18 protein-coding genes are annotated in these 22,365 nt (G+C 51.5%); 12 read left to right on the top strand and 6 right to left on the bottom strand.

Annotation, left to right across the window (positions count from 1 at the left end):
• Positions 1–6: 6 nt before the first annotated feature.
• Positions 7–333: a PadR family transcriptional regulator gene (locus tag KJW29_RS17855; protein WP_108994871.1), complete on the bottom strand. Its 327-nt coding sequence runs from the start codon at positions 331–333 to the stop codon at positions 7–9.
• A gap of 631 nt (positions 334–964) precedes the next feature.
• Here KJW29_RS17855 and KJW29_RS17860 point away from each other — a divergent pair.
• The 7 genes from KJW29_RS17860 (at position 965) to KJW29_RS17890 (ending at position 8,323) form a co-directional block, all read left to right on the top strand.
• On the top strand, positions 965–1,258 hold the full coding sequence (locus KJW29_RS17860) for a helix-turn-helix transcriptional regulator (protein WP_214630807.1): 294 nt from the start codon (positions 965–967) through the stop codon (positions 1,256–1,258).
• On the top strand, positions 1,258–2,076 hold the full coding sequence (locus KJW29_RS17865) for a MauE/DoxX family redox-associated membrane protein (protein ID WP_343222834.1): 819 nt from the start codon (positions 1,258–1,260) through the stop codon (positions 2,074–2,076). The genes KJW29_RS17860 and KJW29_RS17865 overlap by 1 nt, the downstream gene beginning before the upstream one ends.
• A gap of 374 nt (positions 2,077–2,450) precedes the next feature.
• On the top strand, positions 2,451–2,942 hold the full coding sequence (locus KJW29_RS17870) for a hypothetical protein (RefSeq protein WP_214630809.1): 492 nt from the start codon (positions 2,451–2,453) through the stop codon (positions 2,940–2,942).
• A complete protein-coding gene (locus KJW29_RS17875) occupies positions 2,939–4,702 on the top strand; it encodes an ATP-binding cassette domain-containing protein (protein WP_214630810.1) in 1,764 nt (587 codons plus the stop codon). The genes KJW29_RS17870 and KJW29_RS17875 overlap by 4 nt, the downstream gene beginning before the upstream one ends.
• A gap of 501 nt (positions 4,703–5,203) precedes the next feature.
• The gene (locus tag KJW29_RS17880) at positions 5,204–6,520 is read left to right on the top strand and encodes an ABC transporter substrate-binding protein (protein ID WP_214630811.1); all 1,317 of its coding nucleotides are present in this window, start codon (positions 5,204–5,206) and stop codon (positions 6,518–6,520) included.
• 22 nt (positions 6,521–6,542) lie between these two features.
• Positions 6,543–7,853, top strand: a complete 1,311-nt coding sequence (locus KJW29_RS17885; RefSeq protein WP_214630812.1) for an ABC transporter substrate-binding protein — start codon at positions 6,543–6,545, stop codon at positions 7,851–7,853.
• Between the two features lie 182 nt (positions 7,854–8,035).
• A complete protein-coding gene (locus tag KJW29_RS17890) occupies positions 8,036–8,323 on the top strand; it encodes a hypothetical protein (RefSeq protein ID WP_214630813.1) in 288 nt (95 codons plus the stop codon).
• 40 nt (positions 8,324–8,363) lie between these two features.
• On the opposite strand, the gene KJW29_RS17895 is transcribed toward KJW29_RS17890, so the two are convergent.
• From KJW29_RS17895 to KJW29_RS17910, 4 genes are all read right to left on the bottom strand, one after another.
• Entirely contained in the window at positions 8,364–9,152 is a 789-nt protein-coding gene (locus tag KJW29_RS17895) for a TatD family hydrolase (RefSeq protein WP_214630814.1), read from the bottom strand.
• Positions 9,130–9,723 (bottom strand): RNA 2'-phosphotransferase, encoded by a 594-nt coding sequence (locus KJW29_RS17900; protein WP_214630815.1) that lies wholly within the window; start codon positions 9,721–9,723, stop codon positions 9,130–9,132. The genes KJW29_RS17895 and KJW29_RS17900 overlap by 23 nt, the downstream gene beginning before the upstream one ends.
• Positions 9,724–9,865: 142 nt before the next feature.
• Positions 9,866–11,491, bottom strand: coding sequence for a response regulator transcription factor (locus KJW29_RS17905; protein ID WP_214630816.1), 1,626 nt, complete (start codon positions 11,489–11,491; stop codon positions 9,866–9,868).
• The gene (locus KJW29_RS17910; RefSeq protein WP_214630817.1) at positions 11,478–13,232 is read right to left on the bottom strand and encodes a sensor histidine kinase; all 1,755 of its coding nucleotides are present in this window, start codon (positions 13,230–13,232) and stop codon (positions 11,478–11,480) included. Before KJW29_RS17910 ends, KJW29_RS17905 begins: the two co-directional genes overlap by 14 nt.
• Positions 13,233–13,534: 302 nt before the next feature.
• On the opposite strand from KJW29_RS17910, the gene KJW29_RS17915 reads away from it, so the two are divergent.
• The 4 genes from KJW29_RS17915 to KJW29_RS17930 all read left to right on the top strand — a co-directional run bounded on the left by KJW29_RS17915 (position 13,535) and on the right by KJW29_RS17930 (position 19,207).
• Positions 13,535–15,112: an extracellular solute-binding protein gene (locus KJW29_RS17915; protein WP_214630818.1), complete on the top strand. Its 1,578-nt coding sequence runs from the start codon at positions 13,535–13,537 to the stop codon at positions 15,110–15,112.
• An 80-nt stretch (positions 15,113–15,192) separates the two neighbouring features.
• The gene (locus KJW29_RS17920) at positions 15,193–16,101 is read left to right on the top strand and encodes an ABC transporter permease (RefSeq protein WP_087565870.1); all 909 of its coding nucleotides are present in this window, start codon (positions 15,193–15,195) and stop codon (positions 16,099–16,101) included.
• Positions 16,102–16,120: 19 nt separating this feature from the next.
• Complete coding sequence (locus tag KJW29_RS17925; RefSeq protein ID WP_214630819.1) at positions 16,121–16,990, top strand: carbohydrate ABC transporter permease; 870 nt, start codon at positions 16,121–16,123, stop codon at positions 16,988–16,990.
• Positions 16,991–17,011: 21 nt separating this feature from the next.
• Positions 17,012–19,207, top strand: a complete 2,196-nt coding sequence (locus KJW29_RS17930; protein WP_214630820.1) for an alginate lyase family protein — start codon at positions 17,012–17,014, stop codon at positions 19,205–19,207.
• A gap of 83 nt (positions 19,208–19,290) precedes the next feature.
• Here the strand turns inward: KJW29_RS17930 and KJW29_RS17935 are convergent, their stop codons facing one another.
• Entirely contained in the window at positions 19,291–21,357 is a 2,067-nt protein-coding gene (locus tag KJW29_RS17935) for a beta-galactosidase (protein ID WP_214630821.1), read from the bottom strand.
• 126 nt (positions 21,358–21,483) lie between these two features.
• Here KJW29_RS17935 and KJW29_RS17940 point away from each other — a divergent pair, with 126 nt between their 5' ends.
• Entirely contained in the window at positions 21,484–22,332 is an 849-nt protein-coding gene (locus KJW29_RS17940; RefSeq protein ID WP_214630822.1) for a helix-turn-helix transcriptional regulator, read from the top strand.
• Positions 22,333–22,365 lie beyond the last annotated feature (33 nt).

Here is a 22,365-nt window from a genome sequence, read left to right on the forward strand (position 1 = left end):
GATCCTTCACCACTCCTTTATAAATTGGTTGACAACAGCCTGCGTAACCATCCATTCTTCGCATTTCTCCTTGTAGTAGGAGAGACCCGGCGGAGTAATCCGATAATACGTGCGCCGTTTGCCGAGGCTCTCATCCCGGTAAAAGGATTCTATATAGCCGTTCTTCTCCAGTCTAGCGAAGGCGGAATACAGCGTGGTTTCCTTCATGACGTACTTCTCCTGCGTCAGCTGCCGGATCTGCTTGGATATCTCGTATCCGTAAGATTCCCCGCCCAGCAGCATGTAGAGGATCATCGTATCGTTATAACCGCGTATAACATCACTGCTGATCAACTCTGGCAGCCTCCTCCATTACTTCATCTGTCGTAGTAGATGCAGTATAACATAATTACTACGACAGGTGAAGTAGCGCGACACGAAATGCTGGATTTTTTTCGCTTTGCGGCCCCCTGTCGCAACTTAGCTTGCCGCAAATTCACACGTCGACTAAATGAGGCGCCGATTTGGCACGCTTGGAGCGCTTTTGCACACTTTAGCCTGCAGGCTTGCCACCTAACGGACATGAGCAACGCTATTCCACCGTTTCGGGAGGTTTGTCAAATCTAACGGACAGCAGCGACGTTATCCCCTACTATGGAGGATCATTTAGTATAATTTCGACCAATTAGCGTCTTTCCTGTCCGTTACAATTTAATTATTGAAAAAAACGGGCATTTAGCGTCTCTCCTGTCCGTTAGAACTTTTAACGCCAGCGTACTCGAGACTCTCACTCCATAGTCGATGTGCTGCCAAGCGCACAATTTGGTACCCCAACGACGTAGCGACTATGGGAACACGTTCTGAACCTGCTCTCTTTTAATACGAAAATTACAATCATTCACATCACGAATTGTTTTCTATAGATCACAGTAAACAAAAACCTTAAATGGTAGTATCAAGATATTATTGAAAAGGTGGTGTTTATTTGCCGAAAATATTAACGCAATTAGCTGCCGATAAAACGGATTCCACTGCTGCACTTCAATTAAACCAGGTACTGGGCCTAAAACAAAAAATAGAAAAATTCAACTTAACCAGCAGGGAAACAGAAGTTGCCTTGTTATGGATTCAAGACTTTGATTATCGAACCATTTCCAAACAGCTTTTAATCAGCGAGCATACGACTAGAGCAACGATCAAAAACATTTACTTTAGGACTAAGGTGAACTCTAAAGCGAGTTTACTGCTTAAGATTTTTTTTAGTGTAGACGCGACATGATGCACGTTATAGGCAATGTGATCGCGTTCGTGTTTATGTATCTTTTTTTAATTTCAATAATCATGAAGCTAAAATCCATGAAAATATTTATTTCGGATTTAAATTCTTATCGCATCGTACCCGTGAAATTACTTCGAGTCGTTGCCGTTTTCTTGCTAGTGTCTGAGGTATTAGTAATTCTATCTTTTTGGTCAAATGCCCCCGAAAATCATGAATGGTTTTCTATTGTTATTTTGCTAGGCTTTTCTATCGCCGGTTTATACAAATCAATCCACTCCAAAGACTCCCATGATGCATGCTCATGTTTTGGAGAAATGACATGGCTCAACGCTAACCCTTTTATTCGGAATATTTTTCTCATTCTACTTGCCCTATTCCACCTCTTTTTTGGACCTGAGGCTCGTTCATCCGAGGAACTGATCTATTTGGGACTGGCTGTTTTCATCTCGTTGACAACGACGATAATTATACAAAATGCAAAAAACAGAAAAAGAAAGAAGTACTTTCTCCAAAAGGCGGAACACCTATTAAACCATAAGAAGACGGAATATATTTTGTTTGTAATTGGCTACAAATCACCGTACATGGCTACTATTGATCATTATTTGGCTATAACTAAAGGCTTTTATATATTGTTTTATGCTCCTGACTATGTTTTAGCATTAAAAACTACGAAGTGGTGCAATCATATCGTCATTTCCATAGGTTCCAGTAACCAGGTTAATCATAAGCATGAAGATGCCGCATTTGTCATTTCAAAACATAATAAGAAATCCACTCGAATCCAAGATGCCTTAGCACATATCAATAAATTCTAATTTAACCCATATGAGTAATATTATTTAAATTATGATTGTGATACTGTTATGGAAGACCTCCAATTCAGACCTACTCCATTCCCAAAGAAAGGAGGTGTTGTTAAATGGCATCATGCCCGGATGATTATATTTACGCAGGCACACAAAGCACTCCCAGTTGTCAATCCAACTATCCATGCAGTTCATCTCGCAATTATCAAATTCAATACGAGAAAACAACTTGCGTTAGACCTAATCCCTTTGATGTTTATGTTATTGATACAATTTCCGTAACTAACATTTGTTGCCCATAAGACTAAGAGATCCCCCCGTCTGGGGGGGTCTTTACCGCATGAAATCCTTACCTTTGAAGCAAAAAAGAATGGGGGCATACGATGGATAGAATTAAGCCGGAAAACCAAAACAACGATTGCAACAGCAGATTGTTCTTGCGAAAAAAAAATGCCTATGAAGTGGGGCAAACACTCGAAGATTTAATCGTGGATGAAAACAACAAAATTAGCCTGTACCATTTAATCGGTGATGGATCATTCCTGGCGTTACTAAGCACAGGATGCGAACCGTGCTTGCATTGGCTCAATCAACTGGGAGACATGAAACCGGGTGCGCCCGTCATCTTGCTAATCGAATGCGAGGAAGACGAAAAAAATATCATTGATAAAGTTATGGGTGAGAAATACAGTATATTTCGAGTTCCCTTACAAAAGATTTCAACAGGACTAAGAGCTCCCTCCATTCCTTGGGTATATTATGTCGACGGCAATAAACAGATTAAAATATGTGAGCCCGCCGACCCTTATTTTTCGTTTATCAATCATTTTGACAGACTTGAGAAGCTCGATCGTATAAGAAAACTACAATCATGAGATTAAAAGAGTGGCTTAAACTTTTGATGGAGGGCTGTTGGCGTTTATTAGCGGGAATTGCTTTATTAGTTGCAATTTTACCGATAATTGGATGGCTTAAATTTGATCAAACCAAATATTTTTTTGATCAATTGACCGTTAATAACGGCAAACTATTATTGGTTCATCTAGCCCTGTTGCTAATGCTTCTTCAAATTGGCGAAATAGCGATCAATCGCTGCAAAACGTATATTCAGGAAATATACTCCATGCGCATAGCCTATAAACTGAACGATTATTTGGCTCAATTATATGCCCGCATGCACACCGTTACGAATATTGAATCGCCAATGTGCAAAAATGATTTTTATATCTTAAAAAATCATATGGCTCAATCTGGACAGTTCATGAAAAGGACGCTAGACCTGCTTCACCAATGCGTCATGATTGCCGTATATTTTTATTTGATTTCAAAATACTCTTGGCTGGCCGCTTTTGTCGCACTCGCTTTCTCGCTCCCCAGCCTGTTGTATTCCACCAATGAAGTCAAAAGGAATCTCATGCATCAGACATCAACTTCTCAGCTCGGCATGGACACTGCAAGTCATTTTTCTGCCCTGCTCAATCCGTATTACCAAAAGGAATTGATTCTGCATTCTTTTCGCGAAAAGCTGCGTCTGAAGTGGGGACAACTATTTATCGCATTGCAGGAGTCGAAGCGCAAAGTATTGACCAAAACCACCATTTATGGTGTGGGAATTGACACTATTGGCCCTGTCGGTTATTTGGTACTGCAACTCTTGTTAATTTATCAGATATCCCGGAATAGCCTGACTATTGGAGAGTTTGTAGCAATCGGCACAGCTTTCCTCTCGCTCAGCGGTTCTCTAAAAACGGCTTGTCTTTTAGGCGGGTCCTTCAGAGAAATAACGGTACTAAACCAAATGTTGCTCGCATTCTTACGAAACTATGTGCTTCAAAATCAAAAAGATGCCCTTATAGAATTACAAGAACCTATATCCGCTATCGAAATAAGAAACTTGGCTTTTCAATACCCTACTTCTAACAACTCGATTCTTAAAGGTATTTATTTAAAAATAGAGATGGGCCAATTCATAGTTATAGTGGGAAACAACGGGTCAGGCAAATCAACTCTGGCCAAAATCGTGGCAGGTCTGCACGACGTCGAAAGTGATCAGGTTTTCATTAATAATAGGGACATTAACGCCTATAACAGAAATAGCCTTTATCAAGAAATTTCATCGATCAATCAAGATTTCGCCAAATACCCGTTAAGTATGAAAGAAAACATTACAATGAATGTGGATACGGACGAAGCAACTCTCAATCGGTTTTTCGATACATACAGATCCTTAATCCCCAAAAAAATAGAGGCCTTTTTGGACACGCGATTAGGGAGTGATTTTTTTAATTCCATAGAACTATCCGGTGGCCAGTGGCAAAGAATAGCCGTGGCGAGGGCCTTATTCAAAGGCAGCTCCTTATTGATTATGGATGAGCCCACCTCCGAGATCGACCCTGCTACAGAAATGAAGCTCATGGAAAAAATCAAAGCAGCTTATGCCGATAAAATCGTGCTGCTGGTCACGCATAATCTGCAATTAGCCCAATTAGCCGATCTGGTCTATGTCATGCATGACGGCGAAATTGTGGAATGTGGAGACCATTATACGCTGTTATCCAACGAAGGAAAATATAGAAGTATGTGGGATATGTATAGCGGACAAACAAACAGAACCATGCAGGAAATGTCGGTATAATATCTATCTAAAAAGTAGAAAGGACTGATTTTATTGAGTTCAATCGATTTTGTCGAAATTTTCGGAAACAAAAATAAACGAAAAATTACCCCTTTAGTACCTGGTTCGAAATTTCCGGATATGATTAGGGCAAACGAAAAGACACCGAGCTATTGCTGTTTTTTATCGTTTACCTGCGCGACATGTATGGATATGCTTCCGCATATAGCGGAGATTAACAAAAATAATGATCTCGATTTTTATCTGTTTACGAACGGTACCCCTGAGGAAAATGACAGTATCGTACGGTACTTCGGATTTACATGTTCCGTAATGGCCGTCGATGAGTCAACATTCAGACAGGTTTTCCATGTTCCTTCAACACCTTTTTTGTATGTCCTAGACAAAGATGGTTTTGTACAAAAATGGGGAATTGTTGATACGCCAGAGGCATTGGACGGGCTCATACAAAAACATGAAAGATAGATCTTCCTATTGTCCACGGAAAGGGGGCGGAAATAAATGAAACTCAAGTATTGTTTACTTATCATTATGATTCTAGCTTTGTCGATAACAGCTTGCAGCAAAGAGAAGTCTCAGGAGCCGATCAAACTCAGAATTGCCACTAAAATGACCGAAGTATTCGAAAAAGAATATGGCATCCCGTTCAAGGAAGAGAACCCCGGCATTCAACTGGAATATGTCACGTTTCCCGGTTATGGATGGAATAAAGAAGAGATCCATAGCTGGCTGCAAGAAAATGAGCCCGACTTCCTCTACGTGTCGAAGCTCCAATATGATGATTTTGTGGAAGCCGATATCATTCTTCCTCTTGACGGGAGGGTGAGCAAAGAAAATTTCGATCTGTCCCGGTATCCGGACTCTCTCATAGACATGCTAACTCTAGAAGACAGACTATATGGCATACCCATTGAATATTCTAGTTTGGTTCTTTACTATAATAAGGCCATTTTCGACAAGAGCGATGTAGAGTATCCCCTTCACGGCATGCCATGGGACTCTCTGATGAGTCTGGCCGCAACCATTCCCAAAATCAATGAGGAAGGCAAAGAACAATATGGATTTGTAGACGTTATCACTTCTTCGCTGGAGGAAGCCCTATTCGGTATGATCCTGGACGCAGGCATGTCCATGAATCTCCAATTCGCCGATATGACCAAAGGGGTAGGGACGACACAATCCAAAGCCTGGCATGAGCTGTGGAGCACAATTATCGACGGTTATCAGGCAGGTGGAGTCGATTTCGTCCCCCTGATCGACGATTCGGACAAGCCTGAGGACTTAAAATTAGAAACCCAAATTGAGCGCTATCGCCCCTTTGTAGATAATCAAGCGGCAATGATAATTGCGCAACCCGATCTCATGACGTTTCTCGGTAATTACGAACATCTGGACTGGTCGATAGTTGCGCCTCCCGGCGATTATCAATATTTTATGCAGCCGTTGATTGCATCGATAATCAAGCAGTCCCCTCATGAGGACACAGTCTGGAAGCTGATCGATTATATGAGCAAGGACGAGACGCCGCTTCTCCTTGAAGCAACAAGCAAGAAATGGACTTCATGGGGGGACATACCCTCCAGCATCTCGATAGCCGAAAAAATTTGGAAAAGAGATCTGTCCGCCTTTTACAATCACCCCGTTATCCCTAAAGGGCTCATCATGTACGATCATCTTCCGGACAATGTGTTCCAAGCCTACAGGGAGGAATCGCTGGAGCAAATCGAGATGATCCTGGGGGGAGAACAAAACATAGAGAACGCATTGGCCGCCATCCAAACCCGGGTGACGGAGGCTATTCTACTCAGTGGCGAGTAATGGAAACAAAAGGGGTGAAGAGATGTTCACATACAGATCCTTATTTAAGTCGGTTTGCTCCTCTGTCGTGCTGCTGACTTTATTGACAAGCTGTCAAACGGGACCAAACGAGTCCGAACAAACCAAGTTAAAAATTTTGTCGGTCTATGATCAAGCGACGATTCATAATATGGGCCTTCGAAGCTTCCTGAACGAACATCCAGATATAACGGTAGAATTTCTGGATATGTCCGACAATGAGGGAAATGTCCTCGATAAATACGGAAGAATGGAAACGCTCATGACGGATCAGAAGCCGGATATCGTCATCAACGACGCTTTGTCCTATCGCCTGCTTGCCGAGCAGAACCGTTTCCTGGATTTGAAGCCGATGAGCAACAGCGATGACGATTGGAGCGCGGGAAGGTATGGCGCAATCGATCAGTGGATGGCCCTTAACGGCAACGGAACATTGGGGGGACTAGCTCCGGTTTTTGACAGCATGGTTGTTTTGTACAACGCCGATTTATTCCATACCTATGGCGTCTCGATTCCGGGGGATGGACTGACCTGGAATCAGCTGCTGAACACGGCCAAGCTGTTCTCGATTGCAGGGGATGGGGAGAATCCGATTCATGGCTATTATACCGATCAGCTTGAGGTACAGTTTATTGATCAAATGGCCGCGACCCATAACTTGAGCTACATGGACTGGGACAGGAAGGTAGCAACCGCCGACTCCCCCTCCTGGAAAACGATTTATGAAACCGTGATCCAAGCCTTGCAATCCGGCGGCTTGGGCATAAGCAAGGCCGCCCCCGCCGAAAGGACAATTGCCGATGCCGCGGAGCTTTTCGCGCAAGGACGCATCGCCATGATGCAAGCCAATTACGGAACGGTTAAAAAGCTGGAAGGCATGGAGACAAGCTTTGCGTGGGGGGCCCTCACCCAGCCGGTGGAGGAAAGTAATAGGGGAGCCGGAAACATGACTCCCTCCTTTATTTATTCCATCCACGGGGAGTCCCGTTATGTAGATCAAGCAAAAGAGCTTTTACTTGCCATGAACAATAAGGAAAGCGCCTTGAAGCATAGCGCCGCCAACGGTTTATTGCCTGCCTGGCAATCCGGACAAGCCGGAGCGGAATCAAACCTGGCTCCATTCTACAGCCTTGAAGCAAAATTCGTCAGACAGGATCGATTCTGGGAAATCCCGCTCGATTTGCTGCTGCAGATCCGGCAAATTCGCAGTGACAACTTCCAATCGGCCTTGTCCGGCGACATCACAGTCGAAGAAGCGCTGAGAAAAACGCAGGAATCGCTGCAAAGCTTGCTCGACTCGGCAATAAGCCAATAAGGCGCATTTATGACACCAGCTTGCGGCATCCCCTTACCACCTTCTTCGATGTTTAATTTTCAAAGCCATAGCAACCTATTGCCAACAACTACGTCTACATATACAGTAACTAAGTTAGAAACGAGGTGGACGATGAAAAAATTAGACGGCCTCTAGCTTCCCGCTAGGAGGTTAGAGTGCCAATGAGCCGTAGTGTGAAAAAATCACCTGTTGCTACAGATCAAAAATCACCAGGCAGCCGCTGGATCAAACGACAGGCTAACAAAGCCGTTCGCCGATACAGGAGCGGAGTCGCAAACGGCAAGTGGTACCGAAAGCTGTTTTGTCCTTGGAATATTTGCGACTATCGTTTTTACAAAACCAAGCAACAAGCTATTCATGAATGGAAAGAATCTCGTTATCCAAGGTGCCGCTCCAAGAGTCAAGTAGAAGTCATTAACGATTGGGAAAAGTTCTATAAAAGAAAATAAGCTCGAACGTCGGTCAGGGAAGCCCGGCGCTTGAGCTTTTTTAAATGCCGAAAAACGCCGCCGCCGTCTTCGTCGTCGCCTTGGCGACCTCTTCGGCAGGTCTGTCGACGCACCGCGCCACGGCTTGCAGAATATGCTGCAGAAACGCGGGCTCGTTCCTTCCGTCCGCCGGCTTTTCCTTCAAGTCCCGCGGAGTCAGGAACGGCGCATCGGTCTCGATCATCAACCTGTCGAGCGGAATGAGACGGACGAGATCCTTGAGATGCCGGCCCCTTCGTTCATCGCAAATCCAGCCGGTAATTCCGATATGGAAGCCCATCTCGAGGTAGGCCTCCAGCTCGGACCGGTTCCCCGTAAAGCAATGGACCACCGCTTGTTTCACCGCATGTTCCTTAAGGACCGCCACAAAATCCGGGAATGCCTCGCGTTCGTGCAGAAACAGCGGCATGTTAAGCTCAGTGGCCAGCCGAACCTGCTCCGCAAACCATCGACGCTGGACGTCTCTCGGCGAGAAATCGCGGTTATAGTCCAGGCCGCATTCCCCAATGGCTACGACCTGCGGCAGCGCCGCCAGCTCTTTTAGCTTCGCAATTGTCTCTAGCGTACAACTCTTCGCATCATGCGGATGGATGCCCGCAGTAGCGTACAGCTGTCCGCGGTATTTTGCCGAATAGCGGGCAGCGTCAACGCTGTTTCTCAAACTCGTTCCCGTAAGGATAAGCGGGGCAACGTTGCTTGCTATCGCCCTTGCGACAACCTCGTCGCGGTCTTGATGAAAGTTGCGATGCATCAGATTGACGCCGATATCAACGATGGAATGATTCGTCATTTCCGTCCTCCTTCCCCTTGCTCTCTGCCACCGAGCAGCACACCGGCGGCACATGATCGGCCAGCCATACTTCGTTCCCCGCATAATAAAACAGAACGCCCGACTGCTTCGCTATCAACGTGTCAATCTCCAGTATGACAAGCTCTCCTCTGCGGCTTCCCGCGAGCGTAGCGAAATGAGTGCCTTCCGACAAATGGACATATTGCCGGTTCATCGGTTTCAGCCCTTCCTTTACTATCGTCGGGAGTGCCTTCCGATTCGTTCCGTGGTAGAGAACGGCAGGAGGGTCGGCGGTCGCGTAGGCGACTTTATTATGGCTGTGGCCGTATCTCGCTCTTATGCGACCGTCTTGTATGTCAAATCGTTGTTTGTCCGAATGACGGACCACCTGTTCGATATCCTCTTGTTTCACCCACTCCCATCGGGGCTGCGCCCGAACGGCTTCCAACAATATATCTAACGGACACGAGCCGTCCACAGGATCGAGGACGACGCCGAATTGCTCCGGAGCGTGTCTAAGCAGCTTGGTGATCATCTTGCTGAGGCTTTTTTCCGCCGATTCATCTATCATGATCCACGCTTCACTTCCTTATGGCTCTCATACTAATCTCGATATTCGCATTATAACCTTTGCGCTTGCTCGCGAGGAGGGATTATTTGGTTTGAAACAAACATTACGAACGAACGCAAGCCTCTCGGCACAGGCACCGGCTTTATCTCCAACCGCCCTCAACGCCTTGCTTGCGGTAGTCGGAGGGAGTAAGCCCCGTGTCCCGCTTGAAGAGCCGGTTGAAGGAGCGGTAATTCTCGAACCCGATTTCCTCCGCGATCTCGAACGTCTTGCGATCCGTCGTGAGCAGCAGCAGCTTCGCTTTCTCCAGCCGCAGCTTGTTCAAGTATTGCACGAAACTATCGCCCGTCGTTTTCTTGAACATGCTGCTGAAGTAAGGCACGCTGTAATTGATGGACGCCGCGAGCTCCTCCAGCTTGAATGGTTCGTGCAGATTTTCATGCAGCCTCTGCACGATTTTGGCTATCCACGCATCGAGCTTCCGATTGTCTCCCTGCAGCAGCTTAAGCTTGCGGAAGCAGGCGACCGTGGAATCGTGTACGGCGTCGAAGGTCTGGCATTGCTCCAGCCTTTTGCGGAAAGCCGCTTCCAGATCGGCCATCCCCTCGGCTTCGTTGGTGAACTGGCTGAGATCAAGGAAAATGCGGAGATACAGCGACTTGATCTGCTCGGGCTCCCAGCCGTGTTCCATAGCTTGCTTGCGGAAGGAGCTTCGTTCATGCTCCACCGCGGAGGAAACCAGATGCGACTCCAGCAGCGCCCCCTTCAGCACCTTCCCCCAGAAGCGGATGTATTGTTCCGGGATATGGACATACGCGTTACGTTCCGGCGCGAGGGATCCGCTCCCAAGAGCCGGAAGGCTATCGTAAAAAAACGGGTAAGCGGCGGACACCCACGCCTTCAGCTCGCCCATCCGATCCCGCAGCCCCGACGGGAATCTCCTGATTATGGAGAGCGAGTCCATCTTCAAGTATTTCGAGAAGGAATCCACGACCTGATCCAGCAGCGTCTCGAGCGAGGACTCGCTCGTCGGGGCGAAGATCGCGACGAACCTGCCTTTGTCCAGGGCGATCACTTTGTGCGGGCCCAGCGCGCCGAGCAACTCGTTTAGCACGTTCACTCCCGCGAACTGCCATAGCTTAAGTTCCTGCGGCTGCTCGATCGAGAAACGCAACGAGCTGCGATCCAGCTCCAGCATCAGCGCATATGACTGGGAGCCGCGAGCCGGGATGCCGATCCTCTCCAGCGATTGCAGCCATTCGTCTCCGGCTGCCGGATTGCGGAGCATCTCCAGAAACAGGTTCTGCTCGATCACGATTTCGTTGGACCGCACCTTCTGCTCCAGCTCCAGCTGCTTCTCTCTCGTCTCGTCCCGGCCGACGACCTGCTCCGTCAGCTCTTCTAGCGTACGAGCCAGCAGTTCCGGATCGTTCAGGCAATCATCCTTGATCAGATAAGCGGCCGCCCTGAGCTGAATGGCTTGCTGCGCGAACTGGAAGTCCTGGTGGCAGGTCAGAATAACGACTTGCGGCATCGTCCCGCCGCCGCTCTCGATCGCCCGCAGCATCTCGAGTCCGCTCATGCCCGGCATCGTAATATCGGTTACGACCAGCTGCGGCTTATGCCGATGGTACAGCTCCAGGCCGTCCGCGCCATCCTCCGCTTCTCCCACAAGCTCGAACAAATCGCCGCGTTCCTCGATCATTCCGCGAAACACCGTTCTGGCGGGAATTTCGTCTTCGACGAGAAGTACCTTATAGCCGCTCATGCTCTTCCTCCTTGATCTGAATTTGATCGGCCTGCAATTCGATGCGAATGAGAAGCCCTTCTCCCTCGCAGTTCAGCTCCATGGCCGCCGAATGGCCAAACATCAGCTTCAGCCGCATCTTTACGTTTTGCAATCCGATGTTTTCGCTTGACTCCTCGCGCATGAGATGCACCCGCAATTTCTCCATTTCCGCTTCCGGCAGTCCGAGACCGTCGTCCCGAATCTCGAGGACGATTCGTTCCCGTTCCCGATCGGCAAACGCCTTGACGGAGATCCGACCGGTCTCGGACTTCTTCGGCAAGATGCCGTGGAACACGGAGTTTTCGATGAGGGGCTGCAAGCTGAGCTTCGGGATCTGCATCCTGCCGAGCGGCTCCTCGATCTCGTAATCCAGGGCGATCTGGCATTTGTAGCGCATATTAAGCAGACCGACATAATCCTTCAGATAATCCAGCTCTTGACCGAGACGGACGGTTTGGTCGTAATTTTCCATGGAATAGCGCAGCAACCCGACGAAGCGCCCCATCAATGTGTTAATCTTGTCATAGTCCTTCAGCATGGCGAACATTCGAATCGTATTCAAAGTATTGTACATAAAGTGCGGGTTGATCTGCGATTGGAGCGCCCGGATTTCGAGACGGCGCTTGAGCTCCTCCGAATCCTGCAAATCGTTCACCAGCTCCTGGATTCGGATGGCCATCGAGTTGAGCATGCGCCCGAGATCGCCGATCTCATTGTTCGCGAACGTGTCCACCCGGGCGTCGAATTGTCCCTTCTTGATCGCGTTGACTTGCCGCTTTACCGCCTGAAGCGGCCGATACAAGTGATAACCGAAGCCGAGAACGGACGCGGCGCCGAGAACGATTAGAATCGCCAGAAAATATACGACTGTCTCCCGGATAATGCCGGTATTCTGGGTCAGCTCTTTGGACGGGATCTCGGAGACGACAATCCAGCCGTCATAGGTTCCGGTCTGCTTGACCGAAATAATCGAAGAGGCCTCCGCGAATTGATTGGGCTTGCCTAGCTCCCGCCAATGCTCGAGGATCGTTGCGACCCGGCCCTTGTCGTCCTCGTCGCTCAGCTTGCTCGTCGTGGCGATCGGACTCCCGGACGGCGTGAGCAGCGTAATGGAGCCTCGCGAGCCGAGCTGGATATTTTCGATTTGCTGCTGAAACTGGTTGTTCTTCATGGAGATCATCATAACGCCCTTCATCTCCTCGAACTTGTTGTACGGAATCCGCGCCATATAGATGCTGGAATCGCGGAGCATCTCCATCTCCGGGATGGAATCCTTGTCGAGAAACAGCTCCGATCTGGGGGAGCTTAGGAAATGGTCGATCAACGGCCCGTAGATCGAGTGCTCGATCCGGGACGGGGCATCCGTGGAAGACAAAATTTCGCCCGTAATGGCGGAGTATACTTGCAGCCCTTCCACGTTGCCGATCACGACCGAAGCCGTGGTAAGCACCGAGATCAGCTCCCTTTTGAGCACGACGTCTTCATAATACAACTCCGAGGGGGAGACCAGCGCGTTCTGAATCGAGGACAAACCCGAATATTGCACGCTCAGCTCGCGGAACCGGTTCATGGACAGCTCTACCCGGTCGATGAGCTGATTGACCAGTTGGGCGTTCAGCTTGTTCACCTGCTTCTCCACCGTCGAGCTGGATACCGAGATGGATATATAGGAGAGGAGAAGCAGCGGAATAATCGAAACGGCGAGCATGATCAAGATCATGCGTACATAAAAACTCCGCGTCAAAAAACCAAAAAAAGGTGACGGCATCCTTCTAACCCCTTCGTCAAACATGGTTGGCACGAGCGCCTCAGCGCGCGCTCCGTGTCGCCGAAACCGCGTTTTAAACGGCCGCCTTCGGCTAACCTAAGTATAGTACAATCTCTCCGGCCAATGATACTCGTTACGCTCATCATCTTAAAAACGGTGACACTTTCGCTTGTTTCCGTCATGTCAAGGATGACCGCCGCTCCACTATAATCGAAATTGTAACCGCAAGGAAAACTTTGAAATGGGGGATACACATGCAAATCAAAAAAAATCTCGCGCAAGTCGTGACCGCATCCGTGCTGATGACGACCGTGCTTGCTGGCTGCTCCGGCAACGGCAACAGCAGCGCAGGAGAAACGGCCAGTCCAACCAATGCCGTAAACGGTCAACAAACGGCAGCTCCGAGCGCGGAGCCGACTACCATCAAAGCGATGACCATCACCTTCGGCGATCCGCCGTCCGCGGACAACAATCAGGCGAAGGCCGATCTCGAGAAACGCGGCAATGTCAAGCTCGACCTGACCTTCGTACCATCCGAGGCATACGGAGACAAACTTGCCGTTGCCGTATCGGCCAACGATTATGATCTGCTGCTGATCGACAGCGGCAAGGACAACAAATATACCAACCTTGTCAAAATGGGCGCCTTTCACGACTTGACGGATTACATCGAAGGCACGCAAAACATCAGTCAGATCGAAGACGCGGTATGGAACAACACAAGCGTGCAAGGAAAAATCTATGGCATTCCGAGACCGCGCGGTCTGTACGGCGGCGGAGAAGCCAGCGTCATTATCCGCAAGGATTGGCTGGACAAATACGATCTCGAGGTTCCTAAAACGATCGACGAGTTGACGAACGCCCTCCAGGTATTCAAGGACAACGATCCTGCAGGCGGCGGAAACACAGTGCCTTTGACCGTCTACGGCGTGGACGGCGTATCGGGTCCCGGGCCGTTCGGCTCCGTCTTCCCGATGTTATTCGCCTTTGGCGTGCCGCATATTTGGGCGCTTGACGACAGCGGCCAGCCCGTTCGCGATTTCCAAACAACCGAATACAAAAACTATCTCGACTGGCTTAAAGACGCATGGAGCAAAGGTCTGATCGATAAGGACGCTCCCGTTCTCAAAAACCAACAGCAGGCTCGCAACAAGTTCCAGGCCGGCGTAGCCGGAGCGTTCGTAACGAACGTAGGGGACATCTCGGAGACAAGTCTCGAGAAGATGAAGCAAGTTGATCCGAACGCCGAGATCGCGGTGATTGACGTGCTTGAAGGACGCGAAGGACAGAAGGGCGTAGCGCTGATCGGCGGCTACTACGGGATTTGGGCGATTCCCAGCTCCGTGCCGAAGGAAAAGGTCCAAAAAATTATCGACTTCCTGGACTTCACGTCCGCCGAGGAAAACATCGCTTTCTCCAAAGCAGGCGTTATCGGCGTACATGCCAGCGACTTCAAGGACGGCCTTCCGGTACAAACCGAAGACCAGAAGAAACTTTTTGATCTGGAGAAACCAAGCGCGTTTGTTCTGCAGAACCGCGTAGATCCTTACATCTATGCCAACTCCAAGGTTCCGGAAATTTTGGAGGTTCAAAAAGCATCCTTGGACGTTATTGCCAACTACGGCATTCCGAATCCGTTCTTGAGCTACAGCTCGGCAACGGCGGCCAAAAATCCGGATACCTATAAAAAAATGAGCGCGGTCATGACGCAATATGTCCTGGGCGAAGCAACCTGGGAAGCCGTACAGAAGGAAATCGACGCGTGGACGGCAGGCGACGGCGCGGTTATCGCCAAAGAACTGCTGGAAGAATATAACGCAGATCAACAATAAAGACAAAGTCTGCACAGAGACAAAAAATAGGGGTGCGAGACCCCTATTTTTTGTCCATGGATAAGGAGGAACGAGAGCTCATGGTGAAAAGTCATCGCTTTAACCGATTCAGTCAACTATGGCCCTTTTATTTGCTTGCCGCCCCGGGCATCTTGTATTTTCTGATTTTCCATTACGTTCCCATGTCGGGACTGTTGCTTGCATTCAAGGATTACAGCCCGTTTATCGGCATGATCAAGAGCCCATGGGTCGGTTTCGAGCATTTTCAACAATTTTTCAGCACCAACAACTTTTTTGTCCTCTTAAAAAATACACTTATGATCAGCCTGCTTAGTCTCGTCGTCTATTTCCCGTTTACGATCCTGCTTGCGATCATGCTCAACGAGCTCCGCTTAAAAATGTTCAAGCGCGTTTCCCAAACAATCGTCTATCTGCCACACTTTCTGTCTTGGGTCGTCATTTACGGCATTACCATTTCTTTTTTTGGCCCATCCGGGGTCATCAACCACTATTTGGAACAGTGGTTCGATACGAGCGCGAACTTCCTGGTCAGCAACGACTGGTTCCGGCCGTTGATCACCTTCCAAGCCATCTGGAAGGATGCGGGATGGGGCACGATCATTTTTCTCGCCGCGCTGGCCGGCATCAATCCCGAGCTGTACGAAGCCGCCAAGGTGGACGGAGCCAACAGGTTCCACAACATTTGGCATATTACGCTGCCGGGAATCAAAAGCACCATCGTCATCTTGCTGCTTCTAAGGTTGGGATCTTCTCTGGATTCGAACTTCATGCAAATTTTCCTGATGACCAACAGTCTCAACCTGGATGTCTCGAACGTGTTCGACCTGTTCGTCTACCATACCGGGCTGCAGCAATTCAATTACAGCTTCGCCATTACGGTCGGCATGTTCAAATCCGTCGTCAGCCTTATTCTGGTGCTCGGCGCCAACTATTTGGCCAAGCTGATGGGCGAGGACGGCATTCTCTAAGACAAAGGTGGGACATCACATGAAACTTCGCATCACTTGGTTCGACAGCGCGCTTGCAGTCATCATCCTTCTGATCAGCTTGATGGTCGTACTGCCTTTTCTATATATCATCGCGGTATCCTTCAGTCTTCCGGGTCAATCCATGTCAGGCGCGTTCTTCGTCTGGCCCAAGACTTGGACGCTCGATGCGTACAAATATTTGCTTAACGCCCAAACGTTTATGACCTCGGTCAAAAATTCCGTTTATATTACCGCGCTTGGCACCTGCGTCAATTTGATCGTATCGTTGTCGCTGGCATACGCGCTCTCCAAAAAGATCATGCCGGGACGGAAACTGATCCTGCTGTTCATCCTTTTCACGATGATTTTCCATGGCGGCATGATTCCGAGCTACCTTGTCGTCAAGGGACTCGGACTGCTGGATTCGTATTGGGCGATCGTACTGCCCGCCGCCTCCAGCGCCTTTAATATTCTGGTCATCCGAACCTTCTTTCAGAGCCTTCCCGAGAGTCTGGACGAAGCGGCGCGCATCGACGGCGCGGGCGAATTCCGCATACTGTTTTCCATCGTGCTTCCGCTGTCCAAGCCGATCATCGCGACGTTCACGTTGTTTTTTATGGTCCAATACTGGAACGAGTTTTTCTCGGCCGTCATCTACATCAACGACACGACGAGGTGGCCGATTCAGCCTCTTCTTCGGCAGATGGTCGCCATCAGCTCTTCCAACATATCCGCCGATGCCGCGCTCGACGCGCAGATGGCCGCCAATCTCGGGCCGAACGTACAGAACGCCGCGATCCTGCTGGCGATGCTGCCCGTCGTAGTCGTCTATCCGTTCTTGCAAAAATATTTCGCCCAAGGCGCGATGCTGGGCTCCGTCAAAGAATAGCCGTTATTAGGAGGTATACAAATGGGATACAAGGATCTACGGCACGACCCGCGCTACACGCAGCCGCTCCCCTTGGACGAGTCGTTCCTTCGCGACGAACTGGATCTCGAACGTCCCGGCATGGAAGGCGTACGCGAGAAGCTTAACGCCGGCGATATCGCAGGCGCCCGGGATGCCTATCTGGCGCTGATCGCATCCGGAGCGACGAAACGGTATTACTTCGAAGCATCCGATCTACCCGAATTAGCCGATTACTCCCGCAAACGATACGCGGATGACCCGGAAGCCGTTCTCGCACTCGAAGAGGCGGAGCTGCTGCTGAAGAGCAACTTCCCCCTCTTCAAGGGAAGACGGATTATATTTCCCGAAGGAACGTACGACTGGAACGGCTGGCTGTTCGACAGCTCCCAGTACCAGCTGCATCTTACCCGCTTCGGCTACCTGAAGCATCTGTCCCGCGCGTATGCGCTCACGGGCAACGAAGCCTACCCGCGTTGCTTCAACGACATGATGAAGGATTTTCTTATCGACAATCCGATGCCGAAGGACGGCACCTTCCGCTCCGAGCATTGCACATGGGATCCGCTGTCGGTCGGCGTCAGGCTATTCGTGTTGCCGGAGCCGTTCATGGCGATGTTCGGCTCGCCTTCCTTCGAGCCGGAGGTCAAGATGATGATGATCAAGTCGTTCCATCAGCACGGCGTGTATACCCGAAATTACCACGCATCCCACGGAAACCACGTCTGCATGCAGCTTCGCGGCTTGATTACGCTGTCCCTGCTGCTGCCGGAGCTGAAGGACTCCCGGGACTGGCTGGCGTACGGCATGAAGGAGCTGCCGGGCTACATCCGGCAGAACGTATACGAGGACGGCGTGCAATTCGAAGCCAGCCCCAACTATCATCATATCGTCATGAGAGACTTGTACGAGCTGGTCGCGTTACTGCAGAAGCTTGGCATCCCGGCGACTGAATACGACCGGACGCTTGAGGCGATGTTCGACGTGCTCATGCATCTTATGACGCCGGACGGACAGCTCCCGAGGTTCGGCGATACGGACGTCCAATCGTCGCATGATCTCCGCGCGGTCATGAGTCTGGGCGCGTACTTGTTCAATCGACCGGATTACAAATATCTCGGCTACGAGGAATTGCCATTATCGCTGCTGTGGAGAGTCGGCCCGGGCGCGCCCGGGAGCTACGCGAAGCTTGAGGCCCGAGCGCCGGAAGCGACGGCGGCGTGTTTCCCCATCGGCGGTTATCTCACTTCCCGCCAGGATTGGGGCGGCGAAGCGCTGTATATGGCGGCGCGCGCGGGAGTCGGCGTCGCCGGGCACGCGCATGCCGACACGCTGAGCGTCATCGCGTTAGCCGGCGGCCGGGAGCTGCTCGTCGACTCCGGGATCGGATTGTTCGAGTGGAACAAGGAGCGCAAATACGTCATTTCGACGCGGGCCCACAATACGGTCGTCGTTGACGGCGGCGACCAGCATGTCCGCAGCGCCCATTGGAACACGCCGCAGACGGCCCCTTGCCGCATCTGGGATTTCCGCAGCACGGAACGGTACGATTATTGGTTTGCCAGCCATTACGGCTATACGCGGTACGACGATCCCGTGATCCATTCTCGCAAGGTACTGTTTGTCAAAAACAGGTATTGGCTGATCGTGGATCTTCTCGAAGCGAGGGAGCTGCATACTTACGAGCAATATTTCCATCTGCCTCCCGGCGCGGCTACCGCCGACTTCGGGCGCGGCCGCGTTTGGACGGACCGAGAGGACGGCGGCAACGTGCTGCTGGCCTACCCGGAGCTGGCTTCCGCCCAGCTTTCGCTGGAGTCGGGCTTGTATTTCATCCATGGGGAATACCATGACAAGCCGGTCGTCAAACGGACGATGCAAGCCACGGGAAGGGCGGTTATGGAAACGGTCGTCTTGCCTTGTTGCGGTTCCGCGACGCCAAAGCTGGAGCTATCGCGGATCTCCGCCGTCTCGGATGGCGCGGAGCTGGACCGCTTGGACGCGACCGCCCTTCGTATCGAGGGCGACGGCTGGACGGACGAGATCTGCCTCGACCACCGCGGGCTGCGGGTCGCCGATTATCTCGACCATACGGGCAATCCCGTAACGGAAGGACTGCTGTCGAAGCCGACGGTTCGCGAGATCGAATACGGCGGACGGCGCGGCGTCGACGATGTTCTGCTTCATTCGCTGACGTAACATGCTATATTTTCCTGTAATTGAATAAACAAAAGCCCCGGACTCGCGACTTGATCGCTTGCCCGGGGCTTTTGCAACTATCATTATTGGCGAGACGCGTCCCGCTTCAATACCCGAATGCCGTTAACAGGCAACGGCACGACCGCTCCCATCGCTTCGCCGCTTTCGAGATCGACGTAGGAGCGTCTGTCCAGCGCCACCTCGGCCGCTTTATCGCCAAAATTCATCAGGAACACAAAATCCGAGCTGCCGTCCGTCCGCTGCTGCGCGGTAACGCCCGCCGGCAGCTCCGTATCCAGCACGCGCGTTACGCCGGCTTGCGCCGTCACCGCTCGATAGAATTCAAGGAGGAAGTCGCCTTCAAAACGAGTCGCCATATAATACGCCTTCCCTTGTCCCAGGCTATTGACCGTGAGAGCTGGCCGCTCCGCGTAGAAATCGTCGGTGTAGCATCCTAGCGCTTCCGCTCCCTCCAGATGAATCAGCTCGCACAGCTCGCGGGATTCGTAACGGCCCGACAGCCCTAGCGGGTTGCCTTCTACCAGGGACAAGCCGTTGCGCTCGTGATCTTGCAGCGCGTCGATCTCCTCCGCCCAGATGCCGAGCGTCTTGCGGAGCGGCCCGGGGAAACCTCCCAGATGGCATAGGTCATGCTCGTCGACGATGCCCGACCAATAAGTAACGACAAGAGTTCCGCCGCGCTCCACGAACGACTCCAGCTTGCGTCCGGTTTCCTCTCTGCACAGGTAGAGCATCGGCGCAACGATCAGCTTGTAAGGCGCAAAATCGTCCTCGCTGCCGATCACGTCAACGGGAATGCCCTGATTCCAGAACGCGCGATGATGGTCGTGCACCGTCTCCTCGTAATGCAGTCCGGCATTGCGAGGGCCCTTGGCGTCCTTAACGGCCCAGCGGTTCTCCCAGTCGAGCAGGATTGCGGTCTCCGAAAGAGTAAACGAGCCCGCAACTTCCGAAAGGTCGGCCAGCGTTCCGCCTAATTCCGCGACGTCCTTGAATACGCGGGTATGCTCGTGACCGGCATGGTCGACGACCGCGCCGTGCAATTTCTCGCTGGAGCCCCTGCTTTTCCTCCATTGGAAATATTGCACGGAATCCGAGCCGTGCGCAACCGCCTGCAGGGAGGACAACCGGTGCATGCCCGGCTTCTTCAGCTTGCTCACCGCCTGCCAGTTGGTCATGCTGGGCGTGCTCTCCATTAATAGAAACGGCTTGCGCAGCATGGAGCGGAACATGTCGTGCATGAAGGCGAACGTCGAAGCTACCTTGACGTTATCCGGCTCGCTATGCCAGTCCGGATAGGCATCCCATGAGATGACGTCCAATATGGCGGCGAATTTGCGATAGTCCAGCGTCTCGAGCGTATACATGTTGGTCGTAACCGGCAGGTCGGGATTGGCCCCTTTGACGGCATCGATCTCATGCTTGCAGAAGGCGACCGTCCCATCCGTCACGAAGCGGCGCCAGTCCAGATTCAGGCCGTGAACCATCCGCTCCCCGTGCGGGGCAGGGGATTCGATCTGCTTCCAATCCGTATACGTATGCGCCCAGAAGGAGGTCCACCATGCCAGATTCAACGCGTCGAGCGTGCCGTATTGGCGCTTCAGCCAGCTCCGGAACGCCTCCTGGCACAGGTCGCAATGGCATTCGCCCCCGTATTCGTTGGAAATATGCCAGCCGACGACCGCGGGATGCGCCGCGTAACGCTCTGCCAGCTTGCGATTGATCGTGGCGACCTTCTCCCGGTAGACAGGGGAGGTAAAGCAGTGGTTATGTCTCCCCGCATACAAATTGCGAACCCGGTTAGGTCCTGCCCGAAGCACCTCCGGGTAGCTCTCGGCCAGCCATGCGGGACGCGCGCCGCTCGGCGTTGCCAGCCAGGCGTATATGCCGTTGTTGCTGAAGCGCTCCAGCACCTGGTCCAGCCACTCGAACCGGAATTCGCCTTCGGAGGGCTCCAGCGCCGCCCACGAAAAAATGCCGATCGCCATCACGTTGCAGCCGGCAAGCTTCATTAGCCGTATGTCTTCCTCCAGCACGGCGGGATCATGCAGCCATTGGTCGGGATTATAGTCGGCTCCGTGCATGAGCACGGGAAGTTTCGGGCTTACCGGAGCTTTTAAAATAGTCATCTACGTTCCACCTCATCATCTTATATTTCGCTTATGCCTTGATCATAGTCCATAATGGAACGCCGATCATTGACCAGAACCGCCAATAAATCGTCCAATCTTATCATATAAGGAGTGTCGTAAACGATGATGCCATTCTTGTTCGCCGACAACGCCAATCTGGAGCAGCGCCTCCCCCTGTACGTCAGGTGCGTGGGCAGCCATGAGCAGAGGGAGATCAATAGGCTTGGCAGCGGTTATCCCGCGCATCAGTTGTTCCTGACCCGGAGAGGCAAGGGGAGCTTCCGCATAGCCGACGGGCAAGAGTACGGGCTGTCGGCGGGCATGGCGCTGCTGATGCCTGCGCATACGAGACATCTCTATCAACCCGATTCGTCGGAGGATGCCTGGAATCTCGGCTATATCGCCTTTGGCGGCAGCGCGGCTGACGGGCTGCTCTCGGAAGCCGAACCGGTCGCCGTCCACACGCCAAATTTTGAAGAGCTATGGCTGAAGCTGGAAGGCATCTGGCATACGATACAGCAGGACCGCGAGCATGCCTACGACGCTTCAAGGCGGATGTACGATCTGCTGCTCGCCTGGATGGAGGGGCAATACCCGGCCGCGAAGGCGTCCAGAAAAATCGCGCCGTCGGATCTGCCCAATTCCGCCTTGCAGGCGGCCGTGCAATGGATGCACGACCATCAGGCCGAGCGGCTGCTTCTGTCCAACGCAGCCAAGGCGGCCGGGTACTCGGTTCAGCATTTTCACCGCCTTTTCGTCGCGGGCTACGGCATGACGCCTCAGCAATACATGCTGCAGCTGCGCATGAACCGGTCTTTGCAGCTTTTCAAGGATTATCCCGGCATTACGGTGGAACGGGTCGCCGAGAAGCTCGGCATGGACGCCAGCCACTTCATCCGGGTGTTCAAGCGTACGTACAGCAAGACGCCGAAGCAGTATGCCCTTACGGGCAAACCCCCGAAGCCGATGTGAAGCTCGCCTGAGCAGGGCGCGATCAAGTTCAAG

The organism is Paenibacillus agaridevorans (assembly GCF_018604145.1).
Classification (GTDB): Bacteria; Bacillota; Bacilli; order Paenibacillales; family Paenibacillaceae; genus Pristimantibacillus; species Pristimantibacillus agaridevorans.